At 60.4% G+C, this 20,292-nt stretch carries 15 protein-coding genes; 5 read left to right on the top strand and 10 right to left on the bottom strand.

Features of this window, described 5'->3' with window-relative positions; translation table 11 throughout:
• Positions 1–185: 185 nt before the first annotated feature.
• Positions 186–2,492, bottom strand: coding sequence for a serine/threonine-protein kinase (locus tag DN745_RS03295; RefSeq protein WP_111332152.1), 2,307 nt, complete (start codon positions 2,490–2,492; stop codon positions 186–188).
• A gap of 171 nt (positions 2,493–2,663) precedes the next feature.
• On the opposite strand from DN745_RS03295, the gene DN745_RS03290 reads away from it, so the two are divergent.
• Entirely contained in the window at positions 2,664–3,965 is a 1,302-nt protein-coding gene (locus DN745_RS03290; protein ID WP_111332150.1) for a CinA family nicotinamide mononucleotide deamidase-related protein, read from the top strand.
• An 18-nt stretch (positions 3,966–3,983) separates the two neighbouring features.
• Here DN745_RS03290 and DN745_RS03285 read toward each other — a convergent pair whose 3' ends face one another.
• From DN745_RS03285 to DN745_RS03270, 4 genes are all read right to left on the bottom strand, one after another.
• Entirely contained in the window at positions 3,984–4,595 is a 612-nt protein-coding gene (locus tag DN745_RS03285; protein ID WP_162687422.1) for a DivIVA domain-containing protein, read from the bottom strand.
• Between the two features lie 109 nt (positions 4,596–4,704).
• On the bottom strand, positions 4,705–5,532 hold the full coding sequence (proC, locus tag DN745_RS03280; protein WP_111332146.1) for a pyrroline-5-carboxylate reductase: 828 nt from the start codon (positions 5,530–5,532) through the stop codon (positions 4,705–4,707).
• 23 nt (positions 5,533–5,555) lie between these two features.
• Positions 5,556–6,317 carry a YggS family pyridoxal phosphate-dependent enzyme gene (locus DN745_RS03275; protein WP_111332144.1) on the bottom strand — a complete coding sequence of 254 codons (762 nt, stop codon included), beginning with the start codon at positions 6,315–6,317 and terminating at the stop codon, positions 5,556–5,558.
• A 13-nt stretch (positions 6,318–6,330) separates the two neighbouring features.
• On the bottom strand, positions 6,331–7,017 hold the full coding sequence (locus tag DN745_RS03270; protein ID WP_111332142.1) for a Maf family protein: 687 nt from the start codon (positions 7,015–7,017) through the stop codon (positions 6,331–6,333).
• A 101-nt stretch (positions 7,018–7,118) separates the two neighbouring features.
• Here DN745_RS03270 and DN745_RS03265 point away from each other — a divergent pair, with 101 nt between their 5' ends.
• From DN745_RS03265 to moeB, 3 genes are all read left to right on the top strand, one after another.
• Positions 7,119–7,583, top strand: coding sequence for an NUDIX domain-containing protein (locus DN745_RS03265; RefSeq protein ID WP_111332140.1), 465 nt, complete (start codon positions 7,119–7,121; stop codon positions 7,581–7,583).
• 63 nt (positions 7,584–7,646) lie between these two features.
• Complete coding sequence (locus DN745_RS03260) at positions 7,647–10,463, top strand: HEAT repeat domain-containing protein (RefSeq protein WP_111332138.1); 2,817 nt, start codon at positions 7,647–7,649, stop codon at positions 10,461–10,463.
• A gap of 225 nt (positions 10,464–10,688) precedes the next feature.
• On the top strand, positions 10,689–11,861 hold the full coding sequence (moeB, locus tag DN745_RS03255; RefSeq protein ID WP_204355076.1) for a molybdopterin-synthase adenylyltransferase MoeB: 1,173 nt from the start codon (positions 10,689–10,691) through the stop codon (positions 11,859–11,861).
• Between the two features lie 1,742 nt (positions 11,862–13,603).
• On the opposite strand, the gene DN745_RS03250 is transcribed toward moeB, so the two are convergent.
• Positions 13,604–15,742 carry a hypothetical protein gene (locus tag DN745_RS03250; protein WP_111332134.1) on the bottom strand — a complete coding sequence of 713 codons (2,139 nt, stop codon included), beginning with the start codon at positions 15,740–15,742 and terminating at the stop codon, positions 13,604–13,606.
• 140 nt (positions 15,743–15,882) lie between these two features.
• Complete coding sequence (locus tag DN745_RS03245) at positions 15,883–16,320, bottom strand: FKBP-type peptidyl-prolyl cis-trans isomerase (RefSeq protein WP_111337511.1); 438 nt, start codon at positions 16,318–16,320, stop codon at positions 15,883–15,885.
• A 263-nt stretch (positions 16,321–16,583) separates the two neighbouring features.
• Here DN745_RS03245 and DN745_RS03240 point away from each other — a divergent pair, with 263 nt between their 5' ends.
• A complete protein-coding gene (locus tag DN745_RS03240) occupies positions 16,584–16,802 on the top strand; it encodes an acyl-CoA carboxylase biotin carboxyl carrier protein subunit (protein ID WP_111332132.1) in 219 nt (72 codons plus the stop codon).
• Here DN745_RS03240 and murD read toward each other — a convergent pair.
• The 3 genes from murD to DN745_RS03225 form a co-directional block, all read right to left on the bottom strand.
• Complete coding sequence (gene murD, locus DN745_RS03235; RefSeq protein WP_111332130.1) at positions 16,799–18,190, bottom strand: UDP-N-acetylmuramoyl-L-alanine--D-glutamate ligase; 1,392 nt, start codon at positions 18,188–18,190, stop codon at positions 16,799–16,801. The genes DN745_RS03240 and murD overlap by 4 nt on opposite strands.
• 63 nt (positions 18,191–18,253) lie before the next feature.
• A complete protein-coding gene (murC, locus tag DN745_RS03230) occupies positions 18,254–19,705 on the bottom strand; it encodes a UDP-N-acetylmuramate--L-alanine ligase (RefSeq protein WP_162687421.1) in 1,452 nt (483 codons plus the stop codon).
• Between the two features lie 169 nt (positions 19,706–19,874).
• Entirely contained in the window at positions 19,875–20,243 is a 369-nt protein-coding gene (locus tag DN745_RS03225) for an FKBP-type peptidyl-prolyl cis-trans isomerase (RefSeq protein ID WP_111332126.1), read from the bottom strand.
• Positions 20,244–20,292: the final 49 nt, after the last annotated feature.

Below are 20,292 nucleotides of genomic sequence, written 5' to 3'. Positions count from 1 at the left end.
CCCATACTTTTTAAATATCGAACCGTTATTACTACCGCTCAGCCAATACGACCGACACGCCCAAATAGGGTTTGGGATGTCAGGCGCATCTACTTGGTCGGCGTCTTCTCACTATAAACGCAACCAGGTTTGCAGGCGAGTTTTTTATTCGAAAAAATCTACGCGCCGCGAAAATAATCGGACGCTCAATTTGTCGAATTTATCTGCAACACGCCGTCTTGGACGTCAATTTTATAGGAATTCGCGGAGTCCGCGCTTACCTCAACGCGGGTCTCATGGCGCACGCCGTCAGGGGTCTCGACCACCATATCATACGAATCCTCGGGCAATTTTAGCGTCAGCGGGTTCGTTCGGTGTGAACTCGAATTGACGTACACGATCGACCCCTCCGGGCTGGTCGCAACCTTTAACGTGCCCTCGCGTCGCTCTCGCGCCTCCAAGAAGCTACGCAGGGTGAAGGTTCCGATCTCATGGGTGAGAATCGTGAACTCCTGGGGCTCACTATATTTCTTGGCCAGCCCGACGCGCAGCAATTGATTGCGCGGCTCACGCGCCTGAAGTCGCGACACCCCGCGAAGTTCGCCATTAACGGTGACTTCGCTATTCTTCGGGATCACATCGTAGGTCACTTCGACCTTATCCTGATAGCTGATGGACTCCCTGGGAGCCAGGCTGACGCGGAACGCATTTCGCTGCTCCGGCGCAACCTCGAAGAAGCCGGCAAACGCCCAATGCTCGGCCTTTCGGACCTGCACGTGATGAGCATAACCTGCTGAAATTCCTTCGATAACCTGCGGCGCCTCGCCCAATCGCTCTCCGTCGACATAGACAATGCCGCCGGGCGGATCGCTCTGAATCTCGAGGACGCCCGCGACCGGTTTCTCGGCGTATTTATCGAGCGCGGTCGCCTCCTTCTGAGCGCCCACCTCGCCGGCAAGTGACAGGCGCGTCGGCGGGTGGTCGGCGTGATAAAAAATCACCTCATTTTGCTCGCCCTGGACCAACTTATACTCACCCGGCGTCATCGCCTCGGCCGCCAGACCGTTCACCACAACGCGCGCGCCCGGCGGGTCGGTTTTAAGCGTAACGTCCACAAAACTTGGCGGCTTCAGTGGCTCATCTAACTGCTGTGCCGCCAGCGCCCGCGCCTCTTTGATGCGTTGGGATTCGGAGGTGTCGATGCCCGGCTTGGAGTTCATCATCGAATAGCCCGCCAACCCGAGCACACCGGCGACCACGAGCAAACCCAACCCGGCCATCACATAGGTGCCGCGGTTGCTGACGGCCTGAATCTCCATGATATCGTCTTGCCAGGCGCCGTCGGCGCGAAGCGAACTCCGGTCGATCTCCTCGGTCGCCAGCGCCTGACTCACCTGCGGCGAAGCGGCTAATTCGGGCGCCGGCGCCGCAGCTTTGGGAGGCGCAGCGGCCGGGGGCGGCGTCGGCGCAGACCTCGGCGCGGGCGTTACTTGCGCAGGTTGCGCCTGGGGCGCCGCGGCTTCGGAGGGCGGCGCGATTGCGCGCGGTTCGGGCGCCTGGGGCAACGGCAACTCTTGCGCCGGGGCCTTGGGCTGAATCGGGAAAATCTGGTGCATATACGCCGAGAGTTCCGCCGGCCCCACGCGTTTCTCCTGGGCGTGAAGCCAGTCTTCCAGCGCGGTCTGCAATTCAAGCGCGGACTGATAGCGTTTATCGAGGTCTTTTTGGAGCGCGCGCATCACGATCGCCTCGAGTTCTTCGGGGTAATCGGGGCGAAGTTCGCGCGGCGGCGTGACCTGCGAATTCGCGATCAGGCTCATCGTCTCGAAATCACTGCGCCCGCGAAATAAACGGGTTTGAACCGTCGTTTCATAGAGCAAAATCCCCAGGGCATAGACGTCGCTGCGCGCGTCGACCTTGGAGGCTTCGAATTGCTCGGGGCTCATATAGGAGAGCTTGCCCTTGCGCTGGCCCACGCGCGTGTGACCCAGACGATCTTCGGCTTTGGCGACGCCAAAGTCCGCGACCTTAATTTGGCCGTCCATGCTCACCAGAATATTCTGGGGCGTGACATCACGGTGCACGATATTTCGCGGCTGCCCCTGGTTATCCGTGCTGGAATGCGCGTAATGCAGACCCGCAGCGGCGTCGGCGATGATGCGCGCGGCGAATTCTCGCGAGATGAAATTACCCTGGTCAATTCCCTGCTCACAGATGCGGCGCAGGTCCTTGCCCTCGACATATTCCATCGCGATATAAAGCGTATCCTCAACCCGCCCCAGGTCGTATACATGCACGATATTGGGGTGATTTAGCTGGGCAGCGATGCGCGCCTCGTCCAAAAACATGATGACCAGATCTTCACGGTCACTCAGGTTCTGAGACATCATTTTAAGCGCGACCTGTTTCTCAAACCCGGCGAGGTCGCCGATCTGAGTCGCCAAATAAACTTCGGCCATGCCACCACTGCCGATTTTCTCAATCAGCTGATACTTTCCGAAGGTCTGCTCCATATGATGCTCTCGCCGCTTTTCGTAGGTACTCGAAAGTGCTTCCGCTCGCGGGGCGAGTTTAGCACCTTTGCTCAAATAATTAAGCTATGTTTTTATGCACATACACCATCTAAACAAAACGCAACAATCGAATTTCACCAAGCTGATAACTACAAGTTTTAGAGGCCCCCTATGAAGACCGTCTCCATTTTATGCGTCGGTGAAGAATTGCTCGACGGGCGAACCCGCGACCAAAACGCGATTTGGCTGGCGCGTGCCAGCACCGATCACGGGTTTGACTTGAGCTCCATCCATATCATCGGGGACGCCCAAGACACTATCATCAACGCGCTCGAAGAGGTCAGTCAGACCTGTGACTTTTTGGTCGTCAGCGGAGGCCTCGGGCCAACGGCCGACGATATCACCCGCGACGCCGCGTCGAAGTGGCTCGGCGCCGCGCTGCAACTCGACGAGAGCGCATTGCGCGCGCTCAAGCAACGATTCGCCGCGCGGGGCTACTCATATACCGCAAATAACCGGAGCCAATGTCTTTTCCCCGCGGGCGCCAAGATCCTCAAGAGCGACGTGGGCACCGCGGCCGGGTTCGCGGTGGAGAACAACGATTGCGTCATCACCTTTTTGCCCGGCGTCCCGCGCGAATTCCGCTGGTTTATCGAGCATTATATGCTCCCTCAATTCAAGCCAGCGGGCGACGCCGAAGACCTGATTCATCGCGAAAGGCTCGTCTTCTTTGGCGCCGGCGAGAGTTGGCTGGAGAGCCAACTTGAGGGCATCGAGGAATTGGCCAGCGAAGTTGGCGGGCGGGTCAGTTATTTGGCGAAGGCGCCGCTGATTGAGATTCACCTCAAGGCCCCCGGCGCCAAAGCCGTCTCGCGTATGCTCGACTTCACGCTCGAGCGCGTCAGCAAATGGGTCATCGCCCGAGGCGATCAGCCGACCGAGGCGCGCATCGGCGCCCTGCTCCAAGAGCAAGGCGCGACGGTCAGCAGCGCTGAATCCTGCACCGGCGGCAAACTCGCGGCCCGATTCGTCTCGGTGTCGGGCGCGTCCAATTGGTTCGAGCGCGGATTCATCACCTACTCCAATGACGCCAAAACCAAAGCTCTGGGGGTGAGCGCTGAGATCATCGATCGCTTCGGCGCGGTCAGCCCGCAGGTCGTCTGCCAGATGGCCGCCGGCGCTCAAAAAGAAGCCGGCGCGACCTACGCGTTGTCTATCAGCGGCATCGCCGGCCCGACCGGCGGCACCCCCGACAAGCCCGTGGGCACCGTGCATTTCGCCCTCGCCGCGCCCGACGGCGTCTGGCATTTCGAGGCGCTCTTCGCCGGAAAGTCTCGCGAACAGGTCACCAGCGCGTCGGCATATACCTCGATGGCGCTGCTGCTCTGGCACCTCGAAGGTCGCATGGACGAGCACGCCGTGGCCGGCCCATTTCAGGCATCCCAAGTCTGGTCAGACGACGGCGTCGACTAAACAAAGGTCGCCGACAAATCAGGAGGCGCCGACGATCCCGGGCGCCGTCTTCGAGACGGTGTCGATGGCATGAGCGTCTTCGATATCCTCGTCGCCGACCTCAAAATGAGCGTCGTGATCGCGCGGATCGCCCTGCGGGGGCTTGGGCGCGCGCGAGATCGACGAGCGCTGCACATTCTCGGGCGGGCTGAGCAGGTCGAGCATCTTCAGGTGTGACTCGAGCACATTTCGAAGCTCGGTCTGACTGCGCACGCGCTGCTGCTGCAACTCAAACATCTCTTCGCGCAGCGCGCTGACCCGATTCTGCACGCCGGCCAACATCCGCTCGGCGCGCAATTCGGCCTCAGCAATGGTCAACTCTGCGTCGCGCTCGGACTGCTGGCGGATCTGCTCGCCGACCTGCCGAGCCATATTCAGCGCGTCGTGCAGGCTGGCCTCGCGGCGGCGATACTCGCTGAGCTCCGCCTTATATTCTTTGAGCTCCTGGCGCGCTTGCTTGTGCTCGGTCACGATATGATCGAATTCGCGGCTCAGCCCGTTTAGAAACTCATCGACCTGGGCGCGATCATAGCCGCGAAAGCGGGTCTCGAAAGTCTGATTGACGATATCTTCAGCGCTAAACTTTATCATCTTGCTGCCCTCCGTGGTCGCATTATTCGGTCCAAAACGCATCTCACATCACGTTCACTGCGCCTTCCTTTATACACCCTCTGGGCGCGTCGTCATGTTTTTATCCGCCCTACTCTTCCCCGCTCATCGCGCGGCTCTGTAGCGCCGCGCTTCGCACCGCTTCGATCAACGCGTGGCGAAAACCATTGGCCTCAAGCGACGCCAGCGCCGTGATGGTCGTCCCTCCAGGACTCGCCACCCGATCTTTTAACTCCGCGCTATGCACGCTCGGATCGGCCTCGACCATCGCCGCCGCCCCAGCAACGGTATGCACCGCAAGCTGGCGAGCAACCTCACGGCTCAAGCCCATCAAGACACCGCCGTCGGCGAGCGCCTCGATGGCGGTGAAAATATACGCCGGGCCGCTGCCGCTCAGGCCGGTGAGCGCGTCGAATTCCGACTCCGCCTTGAGCTCGACCACATGCCCCACGCCCTCAAATAACGCCCGAATTGGCGTCAAATCCTCCTTATCATCGGCCATAATCCCAGTGACACCGCGCTGCACCAGAGCCGGGGTATTCGGCATCGCCCGAACCAACCCAACCCCAGGGGGCAGAAGGTTACGCAGATACCCAAGCCGCAGGCCCGCCGCGATCGAAACGACCGTGTCGTTGCTCTCAAACTGGCTCGCGTAGCTCCTAATGACACTGGCGACGTCATTGGGCTTTACGCCGATGATCCAAATCCGCGCGCCTTCGAAGCCCTCAAGAAGTTGCGTTTGGGCGCCGATCTTTTTGGCCAACGCGCTCGCCTTCGCCGCGTCCGCGTCCAGGCAAACCACGCGCTCGCCCTTCACTCGCCCCGAATTTACGACCCCTTCGGCCAACGCACTTCCCATGCGCCCACAGCCCACGAAGATGACCTGCGAAGCGCCCAATTTATCCGTCGATTTATCCACGATGATCCGCCCTAAGCCATTGATTAATTATCGTAATCTCGCGCGCCAAATAGCGCCGTTCCCACGCGCACATGCGTCGCGCCCTCTTCGATGGCGACCTCAAAATCACCGCTCATCCCCATCGACAAATGCCGAAAATTCGCGCTCGCCTCATCGCCATCTTCCTGGGCGCCCAGCCACTCACGAGCACGCTCAAAGGTCTGGCGCATCTGGCGAAAATGACCGCGATTATCCTCCGGATTCGAGACATAAGGCGGGATGCACATCAGCCCGCAGACGCGGATATCCGCGAACTCTCGCGCCGTCTTAATCAGGTCGATCACCGCGTTTGAAGCAACGCCACCTTTGGTCGACTGATTTCCCACATTGACCTGCAATAGCACGTCGACCGGCTCGCGCGAGCGCTTTTGCAGACGCTTGAGCACGCTCTTTCGGTCCACCGAATGGATCAACGCGACCTCATCGGCGAGATATTTGGCCTTGTTGGACTGAAGATGGCCGATAAAATGCCACTCGACATCGCCACAACCGGCGCCCTCAAGCAGCTCTCTCTTCTCCTGCCACTCCTGCACATAGGACTCGCCGAAGACCCGCTGGCCGGCGTCGTAGAGCGCGCGAATCGCCTCGACCGAGTGGGTCTTACTCACGGCGACCAGCGTGACGTCTTCGACGCTGCGCCCGGCGCGCGAACACGCGGCGTCGACGCGCGCGCGGATCTCTGCGAGGTTGGCGCGGAGCGCTGCGTCGGCCGATGAATTCTTAGAAACCGTAGTGTCTTCAGACATATAACTCTTGTGTCTATTCGTCTTGAAAGGGAAATCCGCTCAACCCGCCGAGCTCGGTCAGGGTCTCAACGACCTCGCAGACCGGCAACCCGACCACCGTGAAATACGAGCCCTCGATGCGCCGAACCAGGGCCGCGCCGACCTCCTGAATCCCGTAGGAGCCAGCCTTATCGAGCGACTCACCGGTGGCGACGTAGCGCGCGATCATCTCGGGGGTGAGTTCGCGAAACTCGACCTTCGCCCGCACCGACTCGACCTTCGAGCGACCCGTCGAGCGTTGCAGCCAGCAATAAGAGGTCTCCACGACGTGCGCGCGCCCGGACAAGCGCCCGAGCATCTCGGCGGCTTCGTCCCCGTCGGCGGGCTTCTCAAGCACGACCTCGCGGCCGGCCTCATCCTCGATAATCACGATCGTGTCGGCGGCCAAAATCCAGTCGCGCACGTCGCTCTCGGCGGCCATCTCATCGCGCACCGCCTCGGCCTTCGCAAGCGCCAAGCGTCGGGTATACTCGCTGGGCGATTCGCCCGCCCCGCGCTCCTCGGGCACCGCGCTGACCCGAACCTTGGGCGCAAAGCCCAACTTCGCCATCAGCTCAAGGCGCCGCGGCGATCCACTGGCGAGGATAAAACCGCGCTGGGTGTCGGAGATTGGGTTTGACGAGTTATTCTGTGCGATCGCGTCGCTGCTAGCTTGAGACATAGGCCTGTCGGGGTTAAAAAGGCGGGCGGGCATCATCGCCCTGAGTTCGGCCGGACGGTAGGTTTGCTTCTGCACATTGTCAAAATATCGGCGCTATAATTATGACTGAGAACTATAAAAATCCGACGCCCACTGTTGATATTATCATCGAGATCGACGGGCGCGTCGTGCTGATCGAGCGAAAGAACAAGCCGCTGGGCTGGGCCATTCCGGGGGGCTTTGTGGACGAGGGTGAGAGCGTAGAAAACGCCGCCTGGCGCGAGGCGATGGAGGAGACCGGGCTTGAGGTCGAGCTGACGGACCTGCTCTATGTCTACTCCGACCCACAGCGCGACCCGCGCCAGCACACGATGTCGGCGGTGTTTATCGCCACGGCGACCGGCGCGCCCGACGCGCGCGATGACGCCGCCGACGCTCGGCTCTTTGAGCTCGACGCGCTCCCCGAAGATATCGCCTTTGACCACGCGCGCATTCTGGCGCATTACCGAGAGTATCGACGCAGCGGCAAACGCCCCGCCCCTGCGGCCGAGCTGCAGCGCTATCGCGATAAGTCCGCGGCGAAATAATCGCATCGGTCGCCCAGAACCACGCGTAGCCTCTATCTTTTTTAGTATTATCAAAGGCCGTTCATGAGCATCAAAGCACACCGACTTTACGCAGCGATTCGCCGGCAGTCAGGCATGATTTCGCTCGGGCTATTGCTCATCTCCCTGGGTCTTCCGGCGAGCGCGACGGCTCAAGAGGCGGGTGCCAAGCCGAGCGCGACCGGCGCAGAAATCGCAGGCCAACGCTTTCAAAAAACCCTTATATTACAAGAAGATAACATAAAAGACCGCCTTAAACTCACCCTCAGCGAGGAGCCGCTACAAACCGGCGACCGCGGCGCGCTCAACAAGCGCGATTGGGCGCTGACGATAAGTTCGGCGACGGGCAAAAAGAAGCTCGTCTTTCAGGACACCTTCCCGGCCTGGGCGACGCTCGAGCATTATGGCTATGAATTGCAGGCCGAGCGCCTGCGCGACGGCGCCCATATCCTTCTGCTCACCGCGCTGCCCGGCATCAACGCGGATACCCCTCCCGACGCGGCACAATTTCAGGTCGCGTGGATTCGCGAGAATCGAAAGTGGCGGCGCGTGGGCACCGCCAAATACTCGCTGCTCGACGGCGGCTCCCAATTCAAAATCATCACGCCGCGCGGCGAGCATCGACTGATCCGCCGCCGCCCCAACCGAAGCTCAAATTTCTGCGGCGTCGACACGGTGCAGGGCAAATACTCCCCGATCTTCGAGGTCTACGAGCCCGCCAGCGACGCGTTCGTGAACCGGGTGAATATCGACGCGCTGCTCGACGGGGCGAAATCGCTCACAAGCGAAGCGGCCGACGATGACTTTAACCCGCCCTTTTTGCGCACCTGGTCCCAATGGTTCGCGGCCTCAAGCGACCGTCGCGGAGGGAGTCGCCAGGGCGCAACGATTCGCCCGCTTGAGCTGGGAGACCAGCGATTCGACACGGTCTGGATGGAGGGCGCCGAGGGCCTGGGGCGCGGGGAATTTGTCAGCGCTCAGATCAACGACGCGATCGAATTAAGCTCGGTTCGCATCGTCACCGGACTTGGCACCAACGAAGACACACTCGCCGCGTTCGCCCGCCCCAGCCAGGTCCTGCTGGCCCTGTCGGATGGCTCACGTTTTGTGGTCGACCTCGAAGATGTGCCCCTCGAGAGCGTCAACGCCGGCCACGGCGTCGTGGTGAAATTGCCCGAACCGGTCAAGACAAACTGCATGAGCGTGATGCTATTGGAGTCCACGCCGGGCCAGCCAATTAAGAGCCAGCCGGACTGGGCTACCGAGACCGTGGTGATCGCCCAGATCACCCCGTATTCCTCGCTGCACCTGGCGAATCCGGAGCAAACCGCCAAGCAAATCGTCGCGCGCATCGCCAGCGAACCCGACGGGCGAACCCGCGCCCGCATCGCCCAGATGGCCCTGGCGCTGAAGACACCGCTGAGCAAGGAAGTCCGCCGCGCGGCCAGCGAGGGCACGCCCGTGGAGCGCGAGCGCATCATCGCGCTCATCGGAAGCCTGCCGTCCAACGAGGCCGCCTCGCTGCTGATCGACTTCCTGCGCCACACCGACCCGGGCGCCCCGGAATACCGCGCCATCAAACGCGCCCTGGCCTCGCTGCAGCAACACGCGTCGCCGGGGCTCATCGAGTATATGCGGGAAAACTCGATTCAGTCCCCCCAAAAACGCGTCGACTTGCTGCGCCTGATCGGGCGGGTGGCGTCGACCGACGAGCTGGTCCAACTCATCGACCAGCTCGGCCAGGGCACCCTCGCCGAGCGCAATGAGCGCATTCGCGCCCTCAGCGCGGGCAAATATCCGATGATTGAGCCGCTGCTCGTACACGCCAGCGAGAACCCGGGCGTGGTGGCGGGCTATGACGCCATTCAGGCCCTGAACCTGCTCGGCCACCGCCTTCATTATCGGGACCAGGGCGAACTTCCTCGCCCGGAGCTCTATAAAGAAATCCTGGCTGCGGCCGACAAAAGACGCACCCGCCTTCGCATCCTCGAGCTCGCGAAATACTTCCACGTGCCGGGTTTTGTCGAGATCATCCAACCGAAATATATCAGCGACCCGGACCCCATGACCCGCAGGGCCAGCGTGCAGGCGCTGTCTCGCAACCCGGCGCCCGAGGCGCGCGATATCCTCGTCGCGGCGCTCAAAGACGAGTCCCCGGACGTGCGCATCGCGGCGATCGGCGCCCTCAGCGAGCGAAGCGATCTTGCACAAGACCTCGAAGCGGTCATCGAATACTCACAGACCGAGCGGTGGAAGGCGGGGTTGCAACGAGCGTTCATCATCCTCGCAAAGAGCAGCGATCCGAGGGCGATCCAGCGCTTCCAGACGCTATTTGCGGAAGAGCCGAACTCCGACACCGCCCTGCTCGCCGCGCGCGCCCTGCGCCGCGCCGAGGGGCACCTGGACGCCCAGATCGCGGAGAGAATCATTCGCGACCCCTCGGTGAATGTCGCGCTGCGTTTGGAGATGTTTAACCTGCTCGGGCTCGACATCAGCCAGTCGGGCGAGGACTTTTTGCTCGGCATCTTTCGCGCCCAGGGTTGGGAGCAACTCTTCGAGGACCCGAAGGCTCAACATATCGCGCGCCAGCGCGTTTTTATGACCCTTGGCCGCCGCAGAAATCTCGAGGCGCGCGCTGCGATGCTCGAGTTGGCCGCGTCCTCGACCTCTCCCGAAATTCAGCAGATCTCCCTGCGCGCCCTCGCCTTCTATAAAGACTTGGAGCTACTCGAAACCCTTGAAAAGATTCGAGAAACCTCAGAGCCCAAAAAGCAAAACCTCATCGACGAAACCATCACGATGATCGAGCGCCGTCGCACGCTCGAGCGCATCAAAGATGGCATCGACGATGTCGGCGATTGACGTATCGGCGCCCTCACCGCTTCGAGCGCCGCCGACCTCTAAGGCGCCCGTATTGGCCAGCGTCTCGATCCACGGGAACAAATCACCGGCGGATTTGTTGAACAAACCATACCTGGTTGCTATGGATTTAGCGCCGAGCTGTTTTTCCATTGCATCCAAATTTTCTATATGCCCGTTTTCCAGGGCTACTCAATTTTGATCGCTCACTCACCGAAGGAGTCCACCGTGGCCGGAATCAACGAAATAGTCAGCAAGCTCAGGGAAACGATTCGAGAGGTCGACGCCGAGCAACTCCACTCTCGGTGGAAGGAAGCAGGTGCCGAGGACGGGCCGCTGATCATCGACGTGCGCGAGCGCGACGAGTTCGTCGACGGGCATGTTGAGGGCTGTGAGTTTATCCCGCGTGGCACCCTCGAGATGAAGATCGAGAATATCGAGAGCAATCGCGAGCGCGAGATTCTGCTCTACTGCGCCGGCGGCACGCGCTCGTTATTCGCCGCGAAATCGCTCGAAGACCTCGGCTACACGAACGTCGCGTCGGTGGCAGGCGGGTTCCGTGCGTGGAAGCAGCAGGGCTTCCCGGTGCATATCGCCAAGACGCTCACGCCGGAGCAGATGACCCGCTATAGCCGCCACCTGATCATCCCGGAGGTCGGCGAGAAGGGCCAGACAAAGCTGCTCAACTCGAAGGTGATGATGCTCGGCGCGGGCGCGCTCGGCAGCCCCGTCGGCCTATATCTGGCCGCCGCGGGTGTGGGCCAAATTGGCATCATCGACTCCGACGTCGTCGACCGCTCGAACCTGCAGCGCCAGATCCTGCACACCGACGAGCGCATCGGCGAGCCCAAGGTCGAGTCGGCCAAGAAGACGCTGCAGGCGCTCAACCCCGACGTCAAAATCGAGATGCACAACACTCGTCTGACCAGCAAGAATATCCTCGAGATCTTCGAGGGCTATGACCTGGTGGTCGACGGCGGCGACAACTTCCCCACGCGCTATCTGATCAACGACGCCTGCGTGAAGCTCGGCATCCCGAACGTCCATGGCTCCATCTTCCGTTTCGAGGGGCAGGTCACGAGTTTTGTGCCCCACGTCGGCCCCTGCTACCGCTGCCTCTACCCGGAGCCGCCGCCCGCCGAATTCGCGCCGAGTTGCCAGGAGGCCGGCGTCCTGGGCGTGCTTCCGGGCATCGTCGGGAGCCTGCAAGCCATTGAAACCATTAAGTTATTACTGGGCGTCGGCGAGTCGATGGCGGGACGCCTGCTTTTGTTTGACGGGCTCAAGACGAACTTCCGCGAGCTTAAATTGCGCCGCGATCCGGGCTGTGCGGTCTGCGGCGACGACGCCGGCCCGATCGAGTTTATCGACTATGAGCAATTCTGTTCGGTGAGCCTGTGACGACATAACCCGGAGTTCCCCCCCGGGAGCCAGACCTTCAAGGTCTGGCGAGTAAAATTCTTCTCAAAATCCCACCAGACCAAGATGGTCTGGCTCCGGTTTTTGGTGCCGGGCACTTGTTTATCCAATGCTTGTCCGACGCTTCCCCCGGAGCCAGACCTTCCAGGTCTGGCGAGTAAAATTCTTCTCAAAATCCCACCAGACCAAGATGGTCTGGCTCCGGTTTTTGGTGTCGGGCACTTGTTTATCCAATGCTTGTCCGACGCTTCCCCCGGAGCCAGACCTTCAAGGTCTGGCGAGTAAAATTCTTCTCAAAATCCCACCAGACCAAGATGGTCTGGCTCCGGTTTTTGGTGTCGGTCACTTGTTTATCCAATGCTTGTCCGGCGCTTCCCCCGGAGCCAGACCTTCAAGGTCTGGCGAGTAAAATTCTTCTCAAAATCCCACCAGACCAAGATGGTCTGGCTCCGGTTTTTGGTGTCGGGCACTTGTTTATCCAATGCTTGTCCGGCGCTTCCCCCGGAGCCAGACCTTCAAGGTCTGGCGAGTAAAATTCTTCTCAAAATCCCACCAGACCAAGATGGTCTGGCTCCGGTTTTTGGTGTCGGGCACTTGTTTATCCAATGCTTGTCCGGCGCTTCCCCCGGAGCCAGACCTTCAAGGTCTGGCGAGTAAAATTCTTCTCAAAATCCCACCAGACCAAGATGGTCTGGCTCCGGTTTTTGGTGTCGGGCACTTGTTTATCCAATGCTTGTCCGGCGCTTCCCCCGGAGCCAGACCTTCAAGGTCTGGCGAGTAAAATTCTTCTCAAAATCCCACCAGACCAAGATGGTCTGGCTCCGGTTTTTGGTGTCGGGCACTTGTTTATCCAATGCTTGTCCGGCGCTTCCCCCGGAGCCAGACCTTCAAGGTCTGGCGAGTAAAATTCTTCTCAAAATCCCACCAGACCAAGATGGTCTGGCTCCGGTTTTTGGTGTCGGGCACTTGTTTATCCAATGCTTGTCCGGCGCTTCCCCCGGAGCCAGACCTTCAAGGTCTGGCGAGTAAAATTCTTCTCAAAATCCCACCAGACCAAGATGGTCTGGCTCCGGTTTTTGGTGTCGGGCACTTGTTTATCCAATGCTTGTCCGGCGCTTCCCCCGGAGCCAGACCTTCAAGGTCTGGCGAGTAAAATTCTTCTCAAAATCCCACCAGACCAAGATGGTCTGGCTCCGGTTTTTGGTGTCGGGCACTTGTTTATCCAATGCTTGTCCGGCGCTTCCCCCGGAGCCAGACCTTCAAGGTCTGGCGAGTAAAATTCTTCTCAAAATCCCACCAGACCAAGATGGTCTGGCTCCGGTTTTTGGTGTCGGGCACTTGTTTATCCAATGCTTGTCCGGCGCTTCCCCCGGAGCCAGACCTTCAAGGTCTGGCGAGTAAAATTCTTCTCAAAATCCCACCAGACCAAGATGGTCTGGCTCCGGTTTTTGGTGTCGGGCACTTATTTATCCAATACTTGTCCGGCGCTTCCCCCGGAGCCAGACCTTCAAGGTCTGGCGAGTAAAATTCTTCTCAAAATGCCACCAGACCAGGATGGTCTGGCTCCGGTTTTTGGTCTCAATAGCCTTTATCGAACACCTCCAGTCCAAGATGGTCTGGCTCCCACAGCACACAACCTGCGGCGACGGCCACAAATATAAAAAAGCCCCGAGACGAATTCATTCGTCTCGGGGCTCTTTGTCGTGCTTTAGCGCACTTAAACCTTAGTCACAGGTATCAACCTGAGAGTCTGCGACGCTGCGAAACACCGGCGCGTCGCCCACGCCCACCGACTTGGCGAAACACGCGTATTGAGCCTTGGTGTCATCGACCTGGTACGCGATATTATGCCCGTCCATGACCTCGGGCTCATAGACGGCCACGACGCCGGTGATGGTGCCGTCGGCGAGGTTTGCCTGGACCGGTGCGCTCAGCGGCGTGGCGTGGTCCGGGGCGATAATCTTCATGATCTCAAGGGTCTCGGGCTCGGGATTCGGGTCCACGAAATCAAGCCCAATGGCCCCCGAAAGAGCGGTGCGGCTATAGATGCTAAAATAGCCATCGTCGACGCCTGAGTGCTGCAAGACATGCTTGGCCGAGGTGTCGGGGTGCGTCTCGGTGAAGAGATGGCGACCATGGACCGCCGGGTCCACGAAGTCCCAGGCGAATTGCAGGGAGTTCAAGATCGGGTCGAAGCGGTCCAACTCTTCGTCGGAGCGATAGCGCAACAACCCTTGCAAGATGGGCTTGAGCGTCACGGGTTTGGTCGTCTTGAGCGCCACTTCGATAAGAGTCGCGCCGGAGCCCGACAAAATGCCCGCGTCGATCTTCTTGCTGATGGTCAGCGCGGGCAGGCCGATGGTCGAGCCCATCGACTGACCCATCGCGCTGAGGCGCTCGTCGTTAAAGCGAATCATGCCATCGGAGGCCGCGCTCACGTCGACCGCGGCGGCGACCTCGGCGATGCTCTGTGGGTCGATGCTCAGGCCGGCGAGCAGACGCCCGTGCAGGGTTACTTCGTTGGCCGCCACGAGGAAGTTATCGACCGCCGCGCGCGGGTTGCCCAGCAGGTTATAGAGCTTCAGGCCCGTGGTGTCCGACGGGCTAAAGCGCGTGCCGTGGAAGCCGAACTCGGCCGCGAAGCCGGCGATACCATAGGGCGCAACCACCCCGCCCGGGCCGGTGCCGCGCGGCGCCGTCTCCGGCTTATCGCGAATCGTGCGCGCGCCGCGGTCAATAAGCTCCTGCATCTCGCCGCCGGAGCCGTGCATATACATCATCGTCGGCCAACCCTCCGCGGGCATCGGCGACTTCGGAATGGTGAGCAAAAACGGCACGGTGTCGGTGGACTGCTCCACCGGAGCGCCCGCGTCATCAAAGACAATCTTACCCGCCGGCGGCGCGTCAAACGGCGCCTCGCCGGACTGAACCACCGGGACCGTATAGGTGCCGCGAAGCACGATATAATCGTCGAATTCCTCGACATATTCGAGGCTCCCCGCGTCGACCTCGGGCTCCGGAAGTTGGCGATACCAATCGTTGACCTTCACCAACCGGCTCGCCGGGTCACCGGTGGTAAAGAGGACCACGGACACGATATCATCGGCCCCGAGCCCCGCCTCGACCAACATATCCCTGGTCTCGACATAAGGAGCGGCGGCGACGGTGCCGTTTTGCCCGTCCACGTCCTGCCCCATAAGCAGCTTCTGCATCGCCAGCGCCGGCACCAGCGCCTCGCCCTCGGCATCCTTGACCGCCGAGGTCACGACCAGCGCGTAACGCGTCTGCGGGCGGCGCACCACGCCGAACGGCGAGATACAACTCAGCAGATTCTCATCGTGGTAGGTGCCCTGCCCCTCGGTGAATTTGCATTCAATCGGCAGCGCCTCGCCTTTTTGGGGCGACGTCGGGTCGACGTCCATGAGGAAGACGCTCGGGAAATCACCGACCGAGTCGAGGTCAAAAGCCGTCCCCTCGATGGTCTGCGGGAGCGTCGCGGGGTCCAGCGGCGCGCTGAAATTCATAAACACACCGCTGATAAGCCCCCAGCCGTTCATCAACTCTTCGGCCGCGTCGAACCACAGCTTCACCAGCGCGTTGCCATACGCGCTCTCCCACGCCTGCAGCGACACCGAACCGTCTTCGGCCAGGCGGGTATCACTGGGTAGCGGCACCGCGAAGAAGTCCGCGCTCTTGGGCTCAAAGCGCAATTTGGTGCCCTCTTGCTCGACGATATCGACGACGTCGCCGCCGCTATCCTCCACAATATCGGCCCCGCCATTATTCTCTTTCGGCGCGTCGTCCGAGCAGCCCGCAAATAAAAGCACCGCACACAGCAATAGGGAGAGTCGTATCGATTTCATGGTCTGCTCTGAGGTCGAATTATATGATTAGCTGAATTAGCAAATACCGGAGGCGCAACCCTAACATTTTTCTAAAATCGCATCTAGCAAAGCGCGTCTTTGGCCCGAGAATACAAGCGCTTCGCCGCATTTAAGCCGCTTTATTTTCCAACGATGGCGAGCAGCTCGATGTCGAAGACGAGCATCCCCTTGGGGGCGCCCATTCGGCCCTGGTAGGCGAGGTCTTCGGGAATCCAAAAGCGCGACTTCTCGCCGGTCTTCATCAACGCGACGCCTTCGGTCCAACCAGCGATGACGCCGCTGAGGGGAAACTCAGCCGGCTCGCCGCGGTCGACCGAGCTGTCGAATTTGGCCCCATCGGTGGTCCAGCCGGTATAGTGGACACGCACCGTGTCGCTTGCGTTTGGCGATGCGCCGTTGCCTTCTTTGAGGATGACGTAGGCCAACCCGCTGGCGGTGACGGTGGCGTCTTCGGGGGCCGCAGCGACGTTATCGGGGGCGTTCTCGTCGGGGCCACTGGTGCAGCCAACAAAGAAGAGCATCGTAAAAAGTAGCAGAGATAGTCGGATGAATTTCATGGGCTGCTCGGGTTTTAAGAGGGACGATAAACGAAAATCAAACACGGCATCGCTATCACTTTTCAGATGGAGCATCTAGCGAATTCGTGAGCTCGGGGTGGGCGAATGCCGAAGACTCAGGGCATCAGCGCTCATACCAGGTCGCGCAGCCAGCGAGAGCGCGCGACGCCCGCCTTGTTTGCGGGCGAACTCGATGCTATTTCTGCGCCGTGATTAGTGAAGCGTCAATAACCTAATTTAGCCGATTAAATGGAGTTTGAATTATGGCGGATATCAAAGCGCATATCACCGGAACGGTTTGGAAGATTGAAGTCGAGATTGGCGACGAGGTCGAAGAAGATGATGAGGTTATCATCCTCGAGTCGATGAAGATGGAGATGCCGGTTGAGGCGCCGTGTGACGGTGTGATCAAAGAGATCCTCATCAAAGAAGGCGACGCCGTTGATGAGGACCAGGTGCTGATCATCATGGAAGAGGATTAATCTTTGAGCATCGCCCGCACGGCCTGTTGGAAGACATCGCCGCGGTGGGCATAGCTGTCGAACATATCGAAGCTCGAACACGCCGGACTCAGGCTGACGGTCGCACCGTCGGCCGAGAGTCCGGCGTTTTTCGTGGCGGCTTCGACGGCCGCGGGCATATCGGCGGCGAAGTGTAGCGCGTCGGCGGGGTAGCCAGCGGCCTGGAGCTCGCGGGCGACGCGCTCGGCGATCTCGCCGATGAGCACGACCGCCGCGGCGCGGGCCTTGAGAAAGTCGACCAGCCCGGCCAGGTCGAGGCCTTTGTCGACGCCGCCGACGATCGGCACCAGGTAACCGTCGAGGGATTTTAGCCCGGCCAGCGCGGCGTGGGCGTTGGTGGCCTTTGAGTCGTCGAAATATTTAATTCCGTCAATTTCTTCAACGAATTCAAGGCGATGCGCCAGGGGCTTGAAGGTCTTCGCGGCGGCGGCGGCTTGCTCCAGCGTCACGCTTGCGCGCAGCGCCAGGGCCGTGGCGCACATCAAGTTGAGCATATTATGGGGGCCCGCGATGGGCAGGGCTTTGATGTCCGGGAGCCATCCGCGGTACTCGGTGCCGTCCAGGCGTGCGGACAAGGTATTGCCGTCGAGCCAGAAGGCGTGTTCGGCGTCGCGTACGGCCTCTTCGGAGAGCCCATAGGCGATCGCCTTGCCCTCAAAATCGGCGTGCCATTTTTGGATATAGGTGTCTTCGAGGTTAAAGACGCCGGGAGTTTCGGGGCCGGCATTTTTGAGCACGCGACGCTTTGACTCGACATATTCGGCGTAGGTGTCGAAATAGTCGAGGTGGTCAAAGGCGATATTTGTGAGGCCGATGGCAGCCGGTTTGAAATGATGCGTCGTCCATAATTGGAAGGCGCTGACCTCGGCGACAAGATAGCCCTCGGGGCTGATCGTCTCGACGAGTTCGCAAAGGGGGACGCCGAGGTTTCCGCCGGCGACGCACTCGACGCCGGCGGCCTGAATCAGATGCTCGACGAGCACGGTGGTGGTGCTTTTGCCGTCGGTGCCGGTGATGGCGATGATGGGCGTGTCGGTCGCGGCGGCGGCGAGCTCAATCTCGGAGATAACGGGAATCTCGCGAGCGCGAAGCTCCGCGAAGATCGGCAGCGTGGGCTTGAGCCCGGGGGAGACGACGACCACCTGGGCGTCGCCGCAGTGGTTCCCGCCGCCGCGCAACTCGACGCCGTCTTCGAGCTTGGCTGCGACCGCGCTGAGGTCTTCGTCGCTTCGGGTATCGCTGGCCAGAACCTGCTTGCCGCGCCTGGCGAGCAGGTTAGCGGCGGCGATGCCGCTTCGGCCCATGCCAAAGACTGCGTAGCGGTCGAAATCAAGCCATTGCTTTGTCATATGCTCGCCATCGTTTTGGGCCTGCGCCCAAAGCAGGCCAAGATGGCCTGCCTCGAATTGTTATTATTCGGAGGGCTCATCGAAGGGACCGCTCACGCGGCGCTGCTCCGGGCTTGGGCCGGAGGTCTGCGCGCGTTGGGTGAACTCCGCGAGGAATTCGTCGGCCATGCGGAAGAAATCATCGCCCCCAAAGAAGATGACCTTATCGCCCGGGCGCACATGCTCGTAGAGATAATCGTTAATCTGGGTCTGGTCTTCGATATAGGTGCACTCAAGATCATTTTCGCGGATGCGCTCGACCACCGTCATCGTGTTGATGCCAGGGATCGGGTCTTCTTCGGCGGCGTACATCTTGGTGATAATCACCTCATCGCTGCCCACAAACGCCTCGCCGTATTCATGCTGCAGGTATTTGATCAGCGTGTAGCGATAGGGCTTGAAGACGCTGATGACGCGGCCTTCGCCCAGGTTCAGCGAGGACTGCAGGACTTTGCGCATGCCGGTCGGGTGCGAGATATAATCCTTCACGATGGTCACGCCGCCGCCGGTGGCGATGGTGAAGCGATTCTCCATGCCCTTATAGGTGCGCAGCCCCTCTTGGATGGCGGGCATCTCGACGCCCAGGCGCCGACACACGGCCATCGCGGCCATGGCGTTGACCACATTATAATGTCCCGGAAGGTTCAACTCACACTCACCGAGCACTTCGCCGCGACGCGAGGCTTCGAATTTGATGGGGAGCTGGCCCGGGCCGAGCAGGCGCGCGTGGAACTCGGCGCGGTGCTCGGTGGCGTAGCCGGTCGGGCGCAGCGCGACCAGCTCGCTGAGCCGGCGATTGCCGTCGCAGTCGAGGTTCACGAACGCTTCTTTAAGCCGCTCGTTGGACTCCATAAAGTCGACCATATTTTGGATAATATCGTCGAGGCCGTCGTAATAATTCAGGTGGTCGAGCTCCAGAAAGTTGCAGACCACATAGTCGGGCTTGATATTGAGGTGCGAGCCGTCACTCTCGTCGACCTCGACCACCATGATATCGCCCTCGCCGTCGCGCGCGTTGGTGCCGAAGTTGTGGAGCATCGCGCCGATAATGAAGCCGGGCTTGAGGCCCGCGCACTCTAGAATCCAGGCGATCATGCTCGACACGGTGCCCTTGCCGTGGGTGCCGGTGACGCCGACGGTGCGGTAGCCTTGCATCAGGTGGGCGAGCACCTCGGAGCGATGTAGCACCGGGATGCCCTGCTCGCGCGCTGCGACCAGCTCGATATTATGGTCGGGGATCGCGGTCGACACCACGATTACGTCGGCCCCGTCGATCTGCGAGGCGTCATGCCCTATGGCAACTTCAACGCCCTCGGCCCGCAGCGCCTCGGTGAGCGAACTCTCACGGATATCGGAACCGCGCACCTTATAGCCGCGCTGGTGCAAAACCCGCGCGACGGCCGAGACGCCGATGCCGCCGATGCCCAGCATATGAATGCGCGTATTTTTATCGAGTAACGGAGTTGATTCGCTCATGATACTGCCTTGGAGGTTCCGATCAATCGGCATCGGGTTTAGACGTTCAAAAGTTGAATACCGGAGCCAGACCTTCTAGGTCTGGGATAGAAGCCCTATTTTACTACCAGCTCAAGATGACCTGGCCCCGATTAGTGACACCCACTGAATATTTATAAAGATATTATCTTCAGAGGACGGCGATCAGCTGCACGTCGAATACCAGCATGCCTTTGGGGGCGCCGGGGCGTCCCTGATAGGCGAGGGCCTGGGGAATCCAGAAGCGGGTGGTCTCGCCTTCTTTCATCAGCGAGACGCCCTCGGTCCAGCCGGCGATCACGCGGTTAAGCGGGAACTCGGCGGGCTGGCCGCGGTCGACCGAGCTGTCGAATTTCGCGCCGTCGGTGGTCCAGCCGGTATAGTGGACGCGCACGGTGTCGCTCGCGCTGGGCGACGCGCCGTTGCCCTCGGTGAGGACGAGATAGGCCAGGCCGCTGTCGGTGACGGTGGCTTCTGCGGGGGCTGCGGCGACGTTGTCGGGGGCGTTGGTGTTGACCATTTTTGTTCTCCTAAATGGGTGGGTTTAAAATGAAAATTCGGCGGCGCGA

The sequence above is a fragment of the Bradymonas sediminis genome (genome assembly GCF_003258315.1).
Taxonomy (GTDB): Bacteria; Myxococcota_A; Bradymonadia; order Bradymonadales; family Bradymonadaceae; genus Bradymonas; species Bradymonas sediminis.
The sequence above is the reverse complement of the archived record's forward strand: the minus strand, read 5'-3'. Positions and strand labels throughout refer to the sequence as shown.